The sequence below is a fragment of the Haloferax sp. Atlit-109R genome (assembly GCF_003665865.1).
GTDB classification, from domain to species: Archaea; Halobacteriota; Halobacteria; order Halobacteriales; family Haloferacaceae; genus Haloferax; species Haloferax volcanii.
Genome location: NZ_QPLO01000001.1, coordinates 267,946 through 284,398, shown reverse-complemented (window position 1 = coordinate 284,398; position 16,453 = coordinate 267,946). Strand labels below are relative to the sequence as shown.

General features: G+C 66.0%; 16 protein-coding genes. 5 read left to right on the top strand and 11 right to left on the bottom strand.

Annotation, left to right across the window (positions count from 1 at the left end; genetic code table 11):
- Positions 1-55: 55 nt before the first annotated feature.
- On the top strand, positions 56-799 hold the full coding sequence (locus DVK03_RS01480; protein WP_115802064.1) for a ParA family protein: 744 nt from the start codon (positions 56-58) through the stop codon (positions 797-799).
- A gap of 87 nt (positions 800-886) precedes the next feature.
- Here the strand turns inward: DVK03_RS01480 and DVK03_RS01475 are convergent, their stop codons facing one another.
- The 3 genes from DVK03_RS01475 to DVK03_RS01465 all read right to left on the bottom strand — a co-directional run bounded on the left by DVK03_RS01475 (position 887) and on the right by DVK03_RS01465 (position 6,057).
- On the bottom strand, positions 887-2,020 hold the full coding sequence (locus tag DVK03_RS01475; RefSeq protein ID WP_006600775.1) for a site-specific integrase: 1,134 nt from the start codon (positions 2,018-2,020) through the stop codon (positions 887-889).
- Positions 2,021-3,289: 1,269 nt separating this feature from the next.
- A complete protein-coding gene (locus DVK03_RS01470; protein WP_115802063.1) occupies positions 3,290-5,398 on the bottom strand; it encodes a minichromosome maintenance protein MCM in 2,109 nt (702 codons plus the stop codon).
- A 53-nt stretch (positions 5,399-5,451) separates the two neighbouring features.
- Positions 5,452-6,057, bottom strand: a complete 606-nt coding sequence (locus tag DVK03_RS01465) for a hypothetical protein (protein ID WP_004065519.1) — start codon at positions 6,055-6,057, stop codon at positions 5,452-5,454.
- 169 nt (positions 6,058-6,226) lie between these two features.
- Between DVK03_RS01465 and DVK03_RS01460 the strand changes: the two genes are divergently transcribed.
- The 4 genes from DVK03_RS01460 to DVK03_RS01445 all read left to right on the top strand — a co-directional run bounded on the left by DVK03_RS01460 (position 6,227) and on the right by DVK03_RS01445 (position 10,400).
- Positions 6,227-6,805: a biotin transporter BioY gene (locus DVK03_RS01460; RefSeq protein WP_004065529.1), complete on the top strand. Its 579-nt coding sequence runs from the start codon at positions 6,227-6,229 to the stop codon at positions 6,803-6,805.
- Positions 6,806-7,507, top strand: coding sequence for an energy-coupling factor ABC transporter ATP-binding protein (locus DVK03_RS01455; RefSeq protein WP_115802062.1), 702 nt, complete (start codon positions 6,806-6,808; stop codon positions 7,505-7,507).
- Positions 7,501-8,205 carry an energy-coupling factor transporter transmembrane protein EcfT gene (locus tag DVK03_RS01450; protein ID WP_115802061.1) on the top strand — a complete coding sequence of 235 codons (705 nt, stop codon included), beginning with the start codon at positions 7,501-7,503 and terminating at the stop codon, positions 8,203-8,205. The genes DVK03_RS01455 and DVK03_RS01450 overlap by 7 nt, the downstream gene beginning before the upstream one ends.
- A gap of 80 nt (positions 8,206-8,285) precedes the next feature.
- Entirely contained in the window at positions 8,286-10,400 is a 2,115-nt protein-coding gene (locus DVK03_RS01445; RefSeq protein ID WP_115802060.1) for a (Fe-S)-binding protein, read from the top strand.
- 42 nt (positions 10,401-10,442) lie between these two features.
- On the opposite strand, the gene DVK03_RS01440 is transcribed toward DVK03_RS01445, so the two are convergent.
- The 8 genes from DVK03_RS01440 to DVK03_RS01405 form a co-directional block, all read right to left on the bottom strand.
- Complete coding sequence (locus tag DVK03_RS01440; RefSeq protein ID WP_004065537.1) at positions 10,443-11,405, bottom strand: L-lactate dehydrogenase; 963 nt, start codon at positions 11,403-11,405, stop codon at positions 10,443-10,445.
- Between the two features lie 185 nt (positions 11,406-11,590).
- Positions 11,591-12,043: a ferritin-like domain-containing protein gene (locus DVK03_RS01435; RefSeq protein WP_004045327.1), complete on the bottom strand. Its 453-nt coding sequence runs from the start codon at positions 12,041-12,043 to the stop codon at positions 11,591-11,593.
- Between the two features lie 117 nt (positions 12,044-12,160).
- Entirely contained in the window at positions 12,161-12,535 is a 375-nt protein-coding gene (locus DVK03_RS01430) for a VOC family protein (RefSeq protein ID WP_004065539.1), read from the bottom strand.
- A 44-nt stretch (positions 12,536-12,579) separates the two neighbouring features.
- Positions 12,580-12,903, bottom strand: a complete 324-nt coding sequence (locus DVK03_RS01425; RefSeq protein WP_004045325.1) for a ferredoxin family protein — start codon at positions 12,901-12,903, stop codon at positions 12,580-12,582.
- 202 nt (positions 12,904-13,105) lie between these two features.
- Positions 13,106-13,396, bottom strand: a complete 291-nt coding sequence (locus DVK03_RS01420; RefSeq protein WP_004065541.1) for a hypothetical protein — start codon at positions 13,394-13,396, stop codon at positions 13,106-13,108.
- A 108-nt stretch (positions 13,397-13,504) separates the two neighbouring features.
- Positions 13,505-14,668: an acyl-CoA dehydrogenase family protein gene (locus DVK03_RS01415; RefSeq protein ID WP_006600777.1), complete on the bottom strand. Its 1,164-nt coding sequence runs from the start codon at positions 14,666-14,668 to the stop codon at positions 13,505-13,507.
- 163 nt (positions 14,669-14,831) lie between these two features.
- Complete coding sequence (locus tag DVK03_RS01410) at positions 14,832-15,545, bottom strand: type 1 glutamine amidotransferase (RefSeq protein WP_115802059.1); 714 nt, start codon at positions 15,543-15,545, stop codon at positions 14,832-14,834.
- Between the two features lie 114 nt (positions 15,546-15,659).
- Positions 15,660-16,436 (bottom strand): alpha/beta fold hydrolase, encoded by a 777-nt coding sequence (locus tag DVK03_RS01405; protein ID WP_115802058.1) that lies wholly within the window; start codon positions 16,434-16,436, stop codon positions 15,660-15,662.
- Between the last annotated feature and the right edge of the window lie 17 nt (positions 16,437-16,453).

Sequence of the window (16,453 nt, the reverse complement as noted above, 5' to 3'; positions counted from 1 at the left end):
GACGCCGGCGGCGGGCGACCGAAGCTATTAATCTGAGCACCCGACCACTCGCGGTATGTCCATTCCCACCACCATCGCGCTCGTCGGGGCCACCGGCGGCGCGGGCACGACCCGACTGTCGCTCGAACTCGCCGCAGCGCTCGCGACCGACGGCCGCGACGTGGCCGTCCTCGACGCGGCGTTCGCCACGCAGGGCCTCTCAGACTACGTTTCGGGGACGCTCGACCCCGACGCGACGGCGCTTGTCACCGACGCCGCCGACGTGCCGCTGGAGTCGGGGCTGGTCGCGTTCGAGACCGACGCCGAGGGACGCGTCGCCGTCTGCCCGGCCGCGGCCCCCTTCGAGCGGCTCGCGCGGGCGATGACGCCCGACGCCGCGCGGGCGTTCGAAGGTCGTATCGCCGAGGCCGCAGACGGCTTCGACCACGTCCTCGTCGACGCGCCGCTCCTCGCGTCGAACCAGACGGTCGCCGCCGCCGCGGCCTGCGACCGGGTCGCGCTCGTCGCGCCCGCCACGGACCGCGGTGCCGACGCGGTCGGTCGGCTCAGTGCGCGGGCCGCCGACATCGACACCGATATCGACGCCGTCGTCTCCACGTTCGGCGCGCTCGACGACGCGGACGTGGTCGTGCCCGAGACCGAGGCGGACGGCATCGCCGACGCGCCGGCGTGCCGCGACGACGCCGAACTCGCGGCGGGCGTCGCCGCGGTCGCGGAGGTCGTCCTCGACGTCGAAATCGAACCCGCGGCCGCCACCGGCGGGGTCCTCGGCTCGGTCGGCGAGTACGTCCGTCGCTGAGCGCACGGGGCGTCGAGTACGTTGGGAGAACAGTCGTGCGTCTCGGCCGCTGGCGGTTGTTGGATTTCAATCCAGAGTTCAACCGCATCACAACGAGAATTCGGTAGAAAGACCCAGCGAGTACATATTTTCTAGATATACAGTCTCGATATCCTCATAGTATGTATGGATATAGCTGTCAATCGTCTCTCGATTCGGGTCAGCACTCTCAATTCGATCTCCACGCATATACTGAACCAACTCACGTGGGATCTCACACTCGACTTGCCAGTATGTGCTAAACCGATGCCGCCCGTAATGACTCGTCACCGCTCGATGAACATCGGTCTCGTCATACTCTGGCCTGAACACGCTCGTCCACACGCGGTTGATCGCTTCAGGGGTGATTTGCGAAGCTGTCGTGTGACTCTGGAACACCCACTGACTCCCCGTATCTGGTCGTACCAATAAGTGCTGCACGAGTGATTGGTACACCTCGTCATCTAGTGGGAGGAGTCGCGCTCGGTGTGACTTATTCCCCGGTTCCTCGTATCTCGACGGGATGTAAACCGCCTGGGAGAGGTCCTCGACGATGGGGGTTGTTCCAAGTCCAGGGTATGCTGTGTTCAGTTCCTCGTGGTCAACTGCGAGGTTCGCCAGTCGGAGATTACTCACCTCACCGGCCCGCAGACCCAGTTTGAGTTGTAAGACGACAATGAGACGGTCGCGGACATCGGTGATCGTGCGGACGATTTCACCGAGGCGCGTTGGCGAAATTCTCGGCGGGTCTTTCGAGGGGGGTTGTGACAAATCCGTTGTCGCGAACACGTACTCGAACGGATTGTAGCCAGGATCATGCGGGAACACTGAATCGGCCTGCCAGTAGCGATACACTCGATTGAGTCGGTGAAGCCGTGTCCGAATTGTCACGGGCTTCAGCTCTCGCGTTGAGAGACAGTTCTCCACGTACCGGAGGATATGGTCCTCGCTCGGACACGCCGGGTGCCGTCCTACACTGGACATATGGCGAGTCCACTCGTCGATGAGTTGCTGGTATGCTTGTGTGGTTCTAGGGGCAGGGTCGTCTGGCTCGAGGCCACATTTCAGGAAGACCTCAAATGGATCCACCGCCAGCGCTTCGAAGGTCGACTCGTACACCGACAGGGGATCACGTTCTCGTCCGAACGCGGCGCCAATTTCATCGCGAAGTGCATTGCCCGCCGAGTCATAGTCGTCGGTCATTGCGGTGCACCTCCCAACATCATTGTTCTCCTGTCTTCTTCGCCCACAGCGCTTGTGCCGTGGGATAGCTCGCCGCCGCCATCCACACGGGATGATACACGTGTGGGTATCCTGGATGCCGCTGAAGCCATGTGAAGAACTCTTCAACACGAATCCAGTATTCAGAGTAGACTGTGTTGAGCGTCCGCGTCTCCGTTAACTCTGCAAGCCACGCCTCCACGTCGACCGGTCTTGCACACGCGTGATGCCGACCCCGCGACTCTATGTACGACGTGAATGCGGAGCCTGCTTTCCGCAATGTTGCACGGTACGCGTTCGAATCGAAATTGGGGTTCCGTGAGTTGACGAATTCATCCCACACATCTCGTGTCTCAAACGTCGATGAAAACCGCTCTAGTCGTGATCGAGAGGGGACGTCATTCAGTTGTTTGTAGATGCCCATCCGCCGGTGTACGTTGTTTGATTTTTGTCGATTCATACGAATTCGACCGCTTCAGGCAGCCGACACCCCTGTCGGCTGCCAATAAAATCTCATGTTCGACTTGATGGCTGAGAGTGTACGATATCACCAGTACAGGGCACGGGTGTATCCGCAACAAGACGTTCACAAGGCGTCTTCGACATCTGTTCCGAGTGAGTTCGTATATAGTCTACATGGCCATGAATATCCGCGATAGGCCCTGAGGCCCGAATTAGTGAATTTTGGATTCCTACTCAACTCGTGTTCCGTACTGTACCGAAATTCCGTATTGCCGGTACACCTCGACGTAGGTAGGGTGTATCGGGGATATAGAAATATGCTGTCCACTCGAATAACCACCTGAGACTGACAGTGAGTCAGAGCGAATCACCAGTGGTTGAAATCGTCGTAGAGAGTATACAGCCCTGTTCGAGCTAGTATTCGACTTCACGTCGACGTCTCGAAATAGGTATCTGACGGCCGTTTCACGACAGCACCACGGGCGATAGCTGGCTACACCCCTGTTCGAGCCTTATGTTGCGGATACACCCAATCGGTGTACTCGAAGCGGGGAGAGTGAATCCGTCTCGATATGAAGTGGGGGTTGTGATGCAAAGGGAGATTTCTCTGACTGCTCTTCCGGAAGCTTCTCAAAGGATTCGGCGGCGATAGCTTGCCGGGAAGTGACTTCATAAACTTTGCAGTTTTGACTATCTCGGTACTTGTGAGAGGAAGAATTGAGACCGTCCACAGGCGCTCCCAGACCGGCTGACATCGACGCAGTCGGCCAAGACTCGGGCGATAAATGTCTACGTCGCGCGGTACACGTCGCCGCGGGGCTCGTAGATGTCGCCTTTCATCTTCAGCTTGTCAAGCTGGTCGTTGACCGTCTTTTCGTCCATGTTCAGTTCGCTGTTGGCGCGTTCGAGGACCTCCTCGTGGGGCGCGCCCTCCTCGTACTCCTCCTGCATGGTGCGGATGAGTTCGAGCAGGTTCTTGATGCGGTCGCGCTGGGTCTTCGAGCGGCCCGTCTCGACGATGTCGGCGTCGAATTCGCCGGTCTCTGGGTCCATGCCGATGTCGCGCAGGCAGGACTCGACGATGCCCGTGACGCGCTCTGCGTCCTCGCGAGTCACCTTGTCCGAGAGGCGGACGCGGGCCGAGGCCTCGCCGAGGCGGACGAGCGCTTCGAGCTTCCGGGCGGTCACGGGAACGGGCGCGTCCTCGTCGGCACCGCGGGCGCGGAAGTCGACGTAGAAGTCGCGGATGACCTCCTTCGCCTCGTCGGTCATCGTCGGGTAGCAGGTGCGCTTCGCGTAGGCGATGTACTTGCGGAGCAGGTCCGCGTCGATGGTGGGCGCGACCTCGTCGGTGACGGCGTCGACCTGCTGTTCCGTGAACTCGGAGTTGGCGACGTTCGTCCGCTGGGTGTTCAGCTCGCCCGCGTAGTTGGTCTTGAGGATGTGGTCCGCGAGCTTGGAGTCCTCGTCGGGGTCGGGGTCGTCCGTGACCGTGAAGATAAGGTCGAACCGCGAGATGAGCGCGGGTTCGAGGTCTATCTGCTCGCCGATGGGTTCGTACTGGTCGAAGCGGCCGTACTTCGGGTTCGCCGCGCCGAGGAGCGAACACCGCGACTTGAGCGTCGCGTTGATGCCGGCCTTGGAGACCGAAATCTGCTGTTGTTCGAGCCCCTCGTGCATCGCAGAGCGGTCTTCGGGCCGCATCTTGTCCAGTTCGTCGACCGCCGCGATACCCTTGTCCGCGAGGACGAGCGCGCCGGCTTCGAGCGTCCACTGCTGGCCGTCGCCGAAGTCGTCGCGGACGGCGGCGGCGGTGAGACCCGCCGAGGACGAACCCTTACCGGAGGTGTAGACCGAGCGCGGCGCGATGTGGCGGATGTACGACAACATCTGCGATTTGCCAGTTCCGGGGTCCCCTATCAACAGCATGTGCAGGTCGCCGCGAATCCGCGACCCGTCGGGCAGGTGCTTCGTGACGCCCGAGAACAGTTGGAGAATCATGGCCATCTTCTCCTGCTCGTAGCCGTAGATGGCGGGCGCGACGGACTCGACCATCTTCTCGTAGATGGCCGGGTCGTTCGAGAGTTCGACGATTTCGGCCACGTCCTCGTCGGATATCTCCATGTCCTCGAACTCCTCGTCCTCGATGGTGAGCGAGATGCCCTCCATGTAGTAGTCGAAGACGGGCGTCTTCTCGTTGCCCGATGTCTGCTGTTCGATGTGGAGGACGCCGACGACGGTGACGTGGTCGCCGGCGGTGACCTTGCCGGTCACGTCGTCGGAGAGGTTGATGTCGATGCTCTGCGGCGTCTCGCCCCCGCGCAGGCCCTCGGGGGACTCCTGGACGCGCAGTTTCTGTGAGTCGACGAAGTTCGACTGGTCGAAGTCGATGCGGAACGGCCCCTGGCGCTCGCATCCCTGACACTCGTGGGGTTCCTGAAAGCCGCCGTCGCCCTGCGGGATGTAGCTCATCGTCCCGCAGCGCTGGCACTCGAAGGCGGCTTCCGTGATTTTCGGACGCACGTCGGTCGCCTTCCGGACGATGCCCTGCACCGAGATGAGCGTCCCGATGTGGTCGTCGTTGACCCTGAGGTTCCGGATATCGACCGTCTCGGGGAGGTTTCGCATCCGGACGTGCGCCTGCCCGAGTTTCACGTCCGCGGGGAGGTCGAACAGGCGCAGCGCCTCCTCCGCGTACTCCTGGAACTGGCCGGGCTTCGTGATGTAGTCGTCCGCGAGTTCCGAATCGAACCGATAGAGGTCGTCGTAATCGATGTGCAGCGACCGCTTTTCCTTCGGGTACTGCTGTGCGAGCGTCCCGATCTCCTCTCGGTAGTAGTTTCGGTAGAACTCGATGAACCGTTCCGTCAGGTCTCGGTTCTGGGGGGCCTGCGCCATCGCACAGGGGTATGTCCCCAATCGGTTAAGAACCTTCGTCGTTCGGCCGACCGTTACAGCGACACGTCGGTCTCGATATCTTCCGTCGCCTCGCGGAGGCCGTCGCGGCGGGCGTCCTCGGCCATCCGGTTCGAGAGGTCGTCGTCGGTCAGAAGCTCCGCGAAGTCGTCGCGGAAGCGGTAGTTGGCCCGGCTCGAACGGATGTCCGCCTCGGCGACGGGGCGGCACTCGGAGACGACCTCGACGGGCACGTCGAGCGCCTCGGCGATGGCCTCGTCGTCCGCGCCGTCGACGAGCAGGGTGTCGAAGCGGTCGGCGTCGAACGGGAACTCGCGGTCGGCGTCGCGGACGAGGTGGAGGTCGAACCGGGCGGTGCGAACCGCCTCGGGCGACGCGTCGAGTTCGACCGCGAGGTCGGCGTCGGAGTCGCCGTCGAAGAAGCCGACGACGAGCGCGACGAGCGCGTCGTCGTCGAACTCGGTGTCGAACGCGTAGCGCTCGCGCATCGTCGCCACGATGTCGCGGACGCGCTCGCGGACCGCTTCGGGGTCGTCCACGTCGGCGAGCGACCCGCGCGACTCGGACTGCTGTTCGGTCACGGTGTCCGAGCCGGTCGCCTCGATGAAGATGTCGCGGAGTTCGGCGGTCTTCTCGTCCATACCCGGAACGTGGCACGCCCAGCGTCTTTAATGATGCTGACCCGACTAACCGGAGAGCCGCCCGAGCGCCGGAGAGACGCCCCGAATCGGCCGACGAGCATCGAACCGACCTCCCGCCCCGAGTCTGTAAACCGATAAGTTAAACTGGGTTTACGAGACAGCGACGAGCATGGCAACCGAACGCGAGTCAGTCGAACTCGTCGGCGACGAACTCGTCGGCAACATCGCCCGCGCGGCCCTGTTCGCGGCGCTCATGGGCGCGAGCGGGTACGTCTCGTTCCCGAACCCCATCTCGCCGATTCCGGTGACGATGCAGGTGCTCGTCGTCTTCCTCGCGGGCATCTTCCTCGGCCCCGTCTGGGGCGGCGGCTCAATCGCGCTCTACCTCGCCGCCGGCGGTCTCGGCGCGCCGGTGTTCGCCGGGGGCTCGGCAGGGCTCGCGCCGCTCGTCGGGCCGACCGCCGGCTACCTCTGGTCGTACCCCGTCGCCGCCGTCGTCGTCGGCCTCGTCGTCCACGGCGGTATCAGCGTCGGTGACTACCGCGTGAGCACTCCCCGGCTCGTCGGCGCGATGGTCGCCGGGACCGTCGTCGTCTACGCCTTCGGCACGCTCGGCTTCGCGTACGTCAATCGCGTCGGCCTCGAATCCGCCTTCTGGACGGCCTCCGCCGCGTTCATCCCCGCCGAGGCGTTCAAAATCGCCGCCGCGGTCGGCATCGTCCGCTCCGACGCCATCGCCGCCCAGTAGATGATTCGCGTCGAGGGACTCGTCCACCGGTACGGCGACACGGTCGCGGTCGACGGGGTCGACCTCGCCATCGACGACGGCGAGTGCGTCGTCGTCGCGGGCGCGAACGGCTCCGGCAAGACCACGCTCGTCCGCCACTTCAACGGCCTGCTCGACCCCGACGAGGGAACGGTGTCGGTCAACGGCCGGACCGTCTCGGACCACCTCGTCGCCGCCCGGACCGCGGTGGCGATGGTGTTCCAGCACCCCGAAGACCAACTCGTCGCCGCGACCGTCGGCGCTGACGTGGCGTTCGGCCCGGAGAACCTCGGCCTCGACCGCGGCGACATCGACCGCCGCGTCCGCGAGTCGCTCGCCGCGGTCAACCTCGACGGCCGGGAAGACGAGCGCGTCGACTCCCTCTCCGGCGGCGAGGTCGAGCGACTCGCCATCGCCGGCGCGCTGGCGATGCGCCCCGACCACCTCGTCTTGGACGAACCGTTCACCGGCCTCGACGAACCCGCCCGGCGCTCCGTGCTCGCCCGCCTCCGCGACCTCCGCGCCGAGGGGACGAGCCTCGTCGTCGTCACCCACGACCTGCGCGACGTGGCCGAACTGGCCGACCGCGTGGTCGTCCTCGCCGACGGCGACGTCGCCCTCGACGCCGCGCCCGACGAGGCCGCAGACCGCCTCCCCGACCTCGACGTTCGCCCGCCGTGCTGACCTACGAACCGGGCGACACTCTCGCCCACCGACTCGACCCGCGGACCAAGCTTGCGGTGCAGGTCGCCTTCGCGGCGGCCGGCTTCGCGCACACGACGCCCGCCGGACTCGTCGCGCTCGGCGTCGTCGCCGCGGGCTGTCTCCGCGCCGCCGACACGTCCCCCGTTTCGGCCCTCCGCGACCTCCGCTACGCGATTCCGTTCCTCGCGCTCGGCCCGGTCGTCGAGGCCGCCCGCCTCGGCGCGCCGTGGTTCGACCCCGAGGCGGCCGTCGAACCCGCGCTCGCCAGCGTCCGCGTGCTACTCGTCTTCTTCGTCGCGGCGGCGTACGTCAGGACGACGCCCGTACGCGAGTCCCGCGCGGCGATTCAGCGGCTCGTGCCGGGTCGGTTCGGCGTCGCCCTCGGCGTCGGCGTCGCCCTCGTCTTCCGGTTTCTCCCCTTGGTCCGCCGCGACCTGCGCCGCGTCCGCGAGGCGCAGGCGGCCCGCCTCGGGAGCGAAAGACGGCTGGACGAACGGCTCTCGCTCGTCGCCGCCGGCGGCCTCCGACGGTCGTTCGCGCGGGCCGACGCCCTCGCGCTCGCGCTCCGCGCGCGGTGTTTCGCGTGGAACCCGACGCTCCCGGAGATTCGGTTCGGCCGGCGCGACGCGCCCGGACTCGTCCTCGCCGCCGCGCTCCTCGCCAGCCTCGCGTTCTGAGGTCGCCGGGGCGCTCGTAATCCGCCGACCGACACGCATCGGGTGGCAAGATTTAACCCTCCGTTCTCCGGTGATTGATTATGGACTTTGCGGCACAGGCGGATGTTACGCGGGAGACGTTCTGGACGATTAGTCCGGTCGGCGAGGCGCTCTTCTACGGTCTCGCCGCCATCGCGTCGCTCGTGTTCCTCTACGGGGTGTACGAGCGGTTCGCGCGATACGCGAAAGGTGGTGAAGACCCGTTCGACCGGCTGTCCGACCTGCCGGGACGGACGGTTCGGGCGGCGAAAGTGGTGTTCTCCAACGAGAAGCAGTTCAAGCGCGACCGGTTCGCCGGCGTGATGCACGCCTTTATCATGTGGGGCTTCCTGACGCTCCTCATCGGGACGACCATCCTCGCCATCGACATCGACGTGTGGCGGCGGGTGACGGGCAGTTCCTTCTTCGTCGGCGACTTCTACCTCTCGTACTCGTTCGTCATGGACCTCATGGGCCTGTTGTTCGTCGTCGGCGTCGGGATGGCGCTGTGGCGGCGCTACGGCGTCCGACACCCGCGGCTGTGGGGCAAACACACCGGCTTCGAGGACGCCGCGTTCGTCTGGACGCTCTTTTTCCTCGGCGTCGGCGGCTACGTCCTCGAAGGCATCCGCATCGTCGGCACTGACTTCCCCGACTTCGAGACGGTGAGCTTCGTCGGCTACTTCGTCGCCCTCGTGTTCGACGCCGCGGGCATGGGACAGGGCCTCGCGCAGACGCTCTACTGGTTCGGCTGGTGGTCCCACGCGCTCCTCGCCTTGGCGTTCGTCGCGGCCGTCCCCTACGCCAAACCCTTGCACATGCTCACGTCCTTCGCCAACATCGTCACCGCCGACGAGAAGGCGGGCACGCGCCTCCCGAAGGTGCCCGCGGACACGCCGCCGGACGAAATCGGCTACGTCTCCGAGGACGACTTCTCGTGGAAGGCGATGCTCGACATGGACGCCTGCACGAAGTGCGGCCGCTGTACCGACGCCTGCCCGGCGAAGGCCTCCGGCCGCAACCTCGACCCGCGGGACGTGATTCTCGACCTGAAGGCCTACCGCGAGTCGGTCGACGCCGGCGGCGACTCCGTCGACATCGTCGCGGACGGCGGCACCTCCGTCGTCGACGCCGAGTCGATGGAGTCCTGCATGGCCTGCATGGCCTGCATGGACGCCTGCCCGGTCGATATCGAACACCTCACGCACTTCACCGAGATGAACCGCCGGCTCACCGAGACGGGCCAACAGCAAGAGCCGGTGCAGGAGGCGATGATGAACATCTTCCAGAACGGTAACGCCTTCGGGGACCCCCAGCGCAAGCGCCCCGATTGGACCGACAACCTCGACTTCGAGGTGCCCGACGCCCGCGACGAATCGGTCGAGTTCCTCTGGTACGTCGGTGACTACCCCTCCTACGACGAGCGCAACCGCGCCGTCGCCCGCTCTTTGGCCCGCATCTTCGAGGAAGCCGGCGTCTCCTACGGCATCCTCTACGAGGACGAAGGGCACGACGGCAACGACGTGCGCCGCGTCGGCGAGGAGGGCCTCTACGAGATGCTCGTCGAGGACAACGTCGCCGCGATGGCCGACTGCGAGTTCGACAAAATCGTCTGCACCGACCCGCACTCGTACAACACGTTCAAAAACGAGTACCCGGAGATGGACGACTCGTTCGACTACCCGGTGTACCACTACACCCAACTGGTCGAGCGTCTCGTCGGCGACGACCGCCTCGGCCTCGCGGGCGACGAACTCGCCGCCCAGACGGTGACGTACCACGACCCGTGTCACCTCGGCCGGTACAACGGCGAGTACGAAGCGCCCCGCGAGGTCATCCGCGCGACCGGCGTCGAACTCGCCGAGATGCCGCGCAACCGCGACCAGTCGTTCTGTTGCGGCGGCGGCGGCGGCGGCCTCTGGATGGACCACGATGAGGAGTCGAAGCCGTCCGAGGAACGCCTGCGCGAGGCGCTCGACGACACGACCGGCGGCGTCGAGCGCTTCGTCGTCGCCTGCCCGATGTGCGCGACGATGTACGAAGACGGCCGTAAGACCGGCGACTACGAGGAAGCCATCGACGTCGTGGACATCTCCGAACTCGTCGTGGAGGCGCTCGACGCGAAGGCCGCCGCGACGGGGACGGGCGGGGACACGACGCCCGCGTCTGCCGACTGAGTCGGCGGCGCGGCTGTTCTGTTTTCCTCGCTTTCTTCGCTTCTATTCTAAGTCCAAGCGGTCGATGGACTCGCGGATGACGCCCGCCGACTCCCGGAGCGCCGCCGTCTCGCTCTCAGAGAGGTCGAACTCGTGGACGTCGCGGACGCCGCTTTGGTTGACGGTACACGGGAGGCTCATGTAGACGTCGTCGATGCCGTGTTCCCCCGAGACGAGCGTCGAGACGGTGAGGATGGAGTTGTCGCCGCCGAGGATGCGCTCGGTGGTCGCGGCCACCGAGCGGGCGACGCCGTAGTTCGTCCGCTCCTTGCGCTCGATGATTTCGTAGGCCGCCTCGCGGACCTCCTCTTCGACGCGGGCTTTGAGCGCGTCGATGTCGTCGACGCCGTGGCTGGTGGCGTACGACTCGAACGGGATGCCGCCGAGGTTCGCCGAACTCCAGACGAGTACCTCGCTGTCGCCGTGCTCGCCGACGACGTAGGCGTGGACGTTCGCCGGGTCGAGGTCGAACTCGCGGCTGAGCGAGTGGCGGAACCGCGACGTGTCGAGGACGGTCCCCGACCCGATGACGCGCTCGGCCGGCAGGTCCGACACCTTCCATGTGACGTACGACAGCACGTCGACGGGGTTGGTGACGATGAGCATCACGGCGTCGTCGTTCAGCCCCTCGGTGATCTGCGGAATCATGTCGGCGAAGATGTCGGCGTTCCGCTCCATCAGGTCGAGGCGGGTCTCGTCGGGCTTCTGGCTGGCTCCGGCGGTGACGATGACCACGTCGGCGTCCCAGCAGTCCTCGTAGTCGCCCGTCCGCACCCGGACCGGCGACGTGAAGTACGCGCCGTGGTTGAGGTCCATCGCCTCGCCCTCGACGCGCTCTTCGGCGATATCGACGAGGATGATTTCGCCCACGAGACTGCTCTCCATCAGCGCGAACGCCGTGCTCGACCCGACTGCGCCGGCGCCGCCGACCACCGCGACCGTACCTTTGCCGCGTTCAGTGCTCATACCGGTCGTTCGAGCGACGGATTGATAAAAATAAACCCCTGTTTCGAAGAACTGGGAATACTACTTTTGTAACAGATGATAATTTGTTAGATACGGGTCGATAATGACACATTTTTCGAAAAGTAGTGAATACGGAGCGCGGTCGAACCCTCGTGCGGTCGCCCGTCGGTCGGCGCTCGGTGGACCTATTCGCGGTCGTACTCTTTCTTGAAACCGCGGAACTCGGTCCGGTGGGCCTCCTCGTCGGCGAGGATGGTCACGGCGAGGTCCTCGGTGACGGGGTCGTTTGCCTCCTCCGCGGCGTCGATGAGCGCGCGGTAGGTCTCGATGGCGTCCTCCTCGGCCGTGAGGACGCCGTTGATGACCGCGAGCACGTCCGTGCTGTCCTCCGGGGGCTGGAGGTCGTGCTGGCGCGCCTCGAATGACGCCGAGCCCGGCGGCTGCTCGTCGAGCTGCTTCAGCCGGTTGCCCAGCTGTTCGGCGTGGGTGAGTTCCTCCTGAATGTCGGTCTGGAGGGACTCCTTAATCTCCTCGGCCCGGACGCCGTCGAGGACGATGGAGTTGGTCATGTAGTTCATCACGGTCTCGATCTCGTCCTGATAGGCGCGCTTCAACAGCGCGGTTACGTCCTCAGACATAGCGACTTCGTATTGACGCTCTGGCAACAAATAGCTGTTCGCCGCGGCGAGTCGGGCGGGCGGTCGACCCGTCGGCGTCGGTGAAAATCGGCGTCTGAGACGGGTCGACGGCGCGGCTCAGTCTTCGAGCGCGACGAGTTCGACGACGTAGCCGTCGGGGTCCTTCACGAACGCCGCGCGGGCGTTCGCCGGGTCGATGTCGACCGGCGGCTTCACGACTTCGGGCGACTGCGCCTCGACGATGTCCTCGAACGCGCGGTCGGCGTCGGCGACTTCGACCGCGACGTGGTCGATGCCGGCGGGCTCGACGCGCGCCGCCGAGGTCGGGTCGTACTTGAACTGCAGTTCCATGTCGGTGTCGTCGCTGCCGACGTAGACGTTCCGGACGCCGTCGAGTTCGAACTCGTTGGTCCGTTCGAGGCCGAGGTCGGCGTAGAAATCGAGCGTGGCGTCGATGTCCGAGACGACGAGGGCGGTGTGGATGAGACCCATGGCCGACGCGACGCGGCGGGGAGAGATAACGTCTGGTCTTCGCGTCAGGCCTGCCGCGAGGCGTCCACGTCGATGGCGTCGACGGGACAGATGTCGACACAGAGCATGCAGTCGATACACTGGTCTTCGTTGGTCGGTTCGACCTTTTTCTCGCTCACCGGGTGGTCCGGCGTGTCGACCCACGTGAACACGTCGACGGGGCAGTTTTCGAGGCACGCGCCGTCCGCGAGACAGATGTCGTAGTCGACGGCGACGTGGGTGCCGTGGATGCCGAGTTTCTCCGGCGGTTCGACAGGTCCCCAGACGGCGACGCCGTTTTCCTCGCCCGCGCGTTCCCGGTTCTGGTCGAAGTTCGAGTCGATAGCCATCGCCGGGCGTTGGCCGTACCGCGTACTAAAACGTCCGCATCGAGACGCGAGAACTCGGAGACGGAGTCGGGGTCGAAGTCGGTGGTTGGGGCGGGGTCGGTCACCGAGACGACCGGGACGCGTCGGCGGCATCACCGGAGAACGCGGCCGCTCGGGGACCTCGAAAGCGGAAAAAGCCAGCGGGCGAGCGTCGGGCGGGCGACTAAGCCCGCGCGGCCTCGATGTGTTCGAGAACGCGCGAGATGTGGTGGTCGTCCCGGGCGGGAGCCTGTGTCCGATAGGTTCGGAGGGCGTCTACGAGATAGTCGAGTTCGGCGCTGTCGAAATCTTCGTCGCCGGCCTCGACCCGCGCGAGCAGGCCGGGGGCCGGCGTCGGCTCTTCGTCTGCATCGACCGCCCGCTCGATGGCGTCGAGCAAGGCGGCGTGGACGACCCACGTCTCTTCGCGAGACAGGTCGAGCGCCGTCGGACGGTCCTGGGCCGATGTGGTCATTGTGGGGCCTCTATCGTAACCTATGGTCGGGGAGATATAAATGTATGTGTGCTGTTGTCATACGGCACGCACGACCGCGAAAGCCACGGGGGCGTCCGCTCCCAAGCCCTAGTGGAATGCTTCGATTCCCGTCAGGTCAGCGCCGAGGACGAGCGTGTGGATGTCGTCGGTCCCCTCGTAGGTGTAGACGGTCTCGATGTTCTCCATGTGGCGCATCGGTGAGTAGTCGGTCGTGATGCCGTTGCCGCCGAGCATCTCGCGGGCGGTTCGGGTCACCTCGCGGGCGACGCGGACGTTGTGGCGCTTCGCCATCGACACCTGCTGGTGTCGCAGGTCGCCGCGCTCTTTCAGGTCGGTGAGGCGGTGGGCCATCAGTTGCGCGTTCGTGATTCGGGTCGCCATCTCCGCGAGTTTGCCCTGCTGGAGTTGGAACCGCGCGATGGGGCCGCCGAACTGGTCGCGGTCCTTCGCGTACTGACGGGCGTCCTCGAAGGCGTCGCGCGCCGCGCCGACGACGCCCCACGCGATGCCGAACCGCGCCTGCGTGAGACACGACAGCGGCCCGTTCATCCCCTCGACGCCCGGGAGCACGTCTTCCTCGGGCACGCGCACGTCGTCGAGGCCGATTTCGCCCGTGACCGACGCGCGCATCGAGAGTTTGCCCTCGATTTTGTTCGTCGTCACGCCGTCGCGGTCGGTCTCGACGAGGAACCCGCGGACCGGCGACCCCTCCGCCGACACGTCGCGCGCCCAGACGACCGCCACGTCCGCGATGGGCGAGTTCGTAATCCACGTCTTCGAGCCGTTGAGGACGTAGCCGTCGGCGTCGCGCTCGGCGCGGGTCTCCATCCCCGAGGGGTCCGAGCCGTGTTGCGGTTCGGTCAGGCCGAAACAGCCGACCGCCTCGCCCGACCCGAGCTTCGGGAGCCACCGCTCTTTCTGCTCGTCGGAACCGTAGGCGTGGATGGGGTAGATGACGAGCGACCCCTGCACGCTCGCCATCGACCGGAGGCCGGAGTCGCCGGCTTCGAGTTCCTGCATCAAGAGGCCGTAGGCGCGCTCGCCGAGACCGGGGAGGCCGTAGCCGTCGAGGTTGGGCGCGTAAAAGCCGAGGTCGCCCATCTTCGGGATGAGGTCGGTCGGGAACGTCCCCGCCTCGTAGTGCTCGCCGATGTCGGGTTTGACCTGCTCGTCGACGAAGCGGCGGGCCTCGTCGCGGACGAGTTTCTCTTCGCCGGTCAGGTCGCCCTCCAATCCCAGATAATCGAGCATGATAGACCCTGCGCTCGGCGCGGTGAAAAGCGATTCGCTCGGTCACGATTTGCGGGGACGGGAGGCCGAAAAGCCGGAGATGAGAGCGGGCTGGACGCGACTCGGCGGCGGCCCGGATGCGGCTCGGGTACGACTCGAAGACGGCTCGCGACCGTCGGAACGCTCAGGCCGCCGATTCGACCGAGCCCGCGTTCGTCCGGTTCACGTAGGTGACGAAGTTGTCGAACAGGCGCTTTGCCTCGCAGGCGGCGGCGTAGTTCTCCGGCGTGATACCGTCGACGACCGAGCGAATCCGCTCGTCGGGGAGGAAGTCCTTCTGGCGGGCGATGGCTTCTGCGGTGTCGGTGTCGTACTCGGGGTGGAACTGGACGCCGAAGGCGTGATTCCGGCGGAACGCGTGGACGCCGAACTCGTTTTCGGCGAGGAGGTCCGCGCCCGACGGGAGTTCCGTCACCCGGTCGCCGTGGGAGGTGAAGACGGTGAAGCGCTCACCGATGCCGGCGAGGATGTCGTTCCCGTCGTCCGGGCGAGTCCGCTCGATTTCGTTGTAGCCGAGTTCGAACGCGCCCATGTCCTCGACGGTGCCGCCGAGCGCCGCCGCGACGACCTGGTGGCCGAAACAGACGCCCAAGAGGGGAAGACCGCGCTCGTCGGCGTCGGCGACCCACGACACGAGGTTGCGAATCCACGGCTCGTCCCAGTAGACCGAGGACGACGAGCCGCTGATAACGACGCCGTCGTAGTCGAAGTGGTCGGGGAGACGGCCGTCGGTCACGTCGAACTCGACGAGGTCGGCGTCGAGTTCGCGCCTGAAGTTTCGTGACGTGCTCGAATCGCCGTGGGAGGCGTCCAAGAACGCGAGTCGCGGGCGAGTCATCGTGGAGAGACAATCGGTGCGGCTCTAAAGAAGTTGCGCCCGGAACGCTCACTGCCGGCATCTGCGACGGGGCGCGTCGGCGGCGACCGCGGGGAGAGCGCCCGACAGCGACGCTCAGTCGTCGTCGAGCGATTCGAGAAAGGAGACGAGCGCGTCGTTGACGAGCCGCGACCGCTCGACGGTGACGAGGTGGCGCGCGCCCGCGAACGACTCGAACTCGCCGCGCGGGAGACCCTCGGCCAGCGCGCGGCCACCCTCGACCGGCCAGACCGGGTCGTCGCCGCCGTGGAGGACGAGCGTCGGGACCGTCACCTCGTACAGCGGGCCGGCGTCGTAGTCGGCGACGGCGGCGGCCTGCGCGGCCCACGCCTCGGGGTCGGCGTCCTCTCGCTCGCGCCACGAGACGAGTTGCTCGACCACGTCAGGCTGTTCCGCGCGAAATTCTTCGGAGAGCGCCGGCGCGAGCGACTCGCGGAGCGCGGCCGGGTCGTCGGGCGCGGCGGAGAGCGGGTCGGGGTCGATGCCATCCCCGGAGGCGGCGGTGCCGACGAGCGTGAGGCTCCGGGCGCGGTTCGTCGTCCGCGCGGCCTCCAGCGCGACCAGCCCGCCGAGGCCGAATCCGACGAGGTGGGCCTTCCTGACGTTCGCGTCCGCGAGGACGGCCACGAGGTCGGAGACGAGCGTCGCGACCGAGTACGGCCCCGCGGGCGCGTCGGAGCGACCGGTCCCGCGGAGGTCGGTCACGAGGCTCTCGTAGGGGCCGGCGACGGCGGCGTGCTGCCACCCCCACTGCCACGCGCCGTAGCCCGCGTCGCCGACGAAGGCGACCGTCTCGCCGTCGCCCTCGCTGTCGTAGTACAGTTCGACCCCGTCCGCGACTGCCGTGGGCATACCGGGGGCTCGGCGGG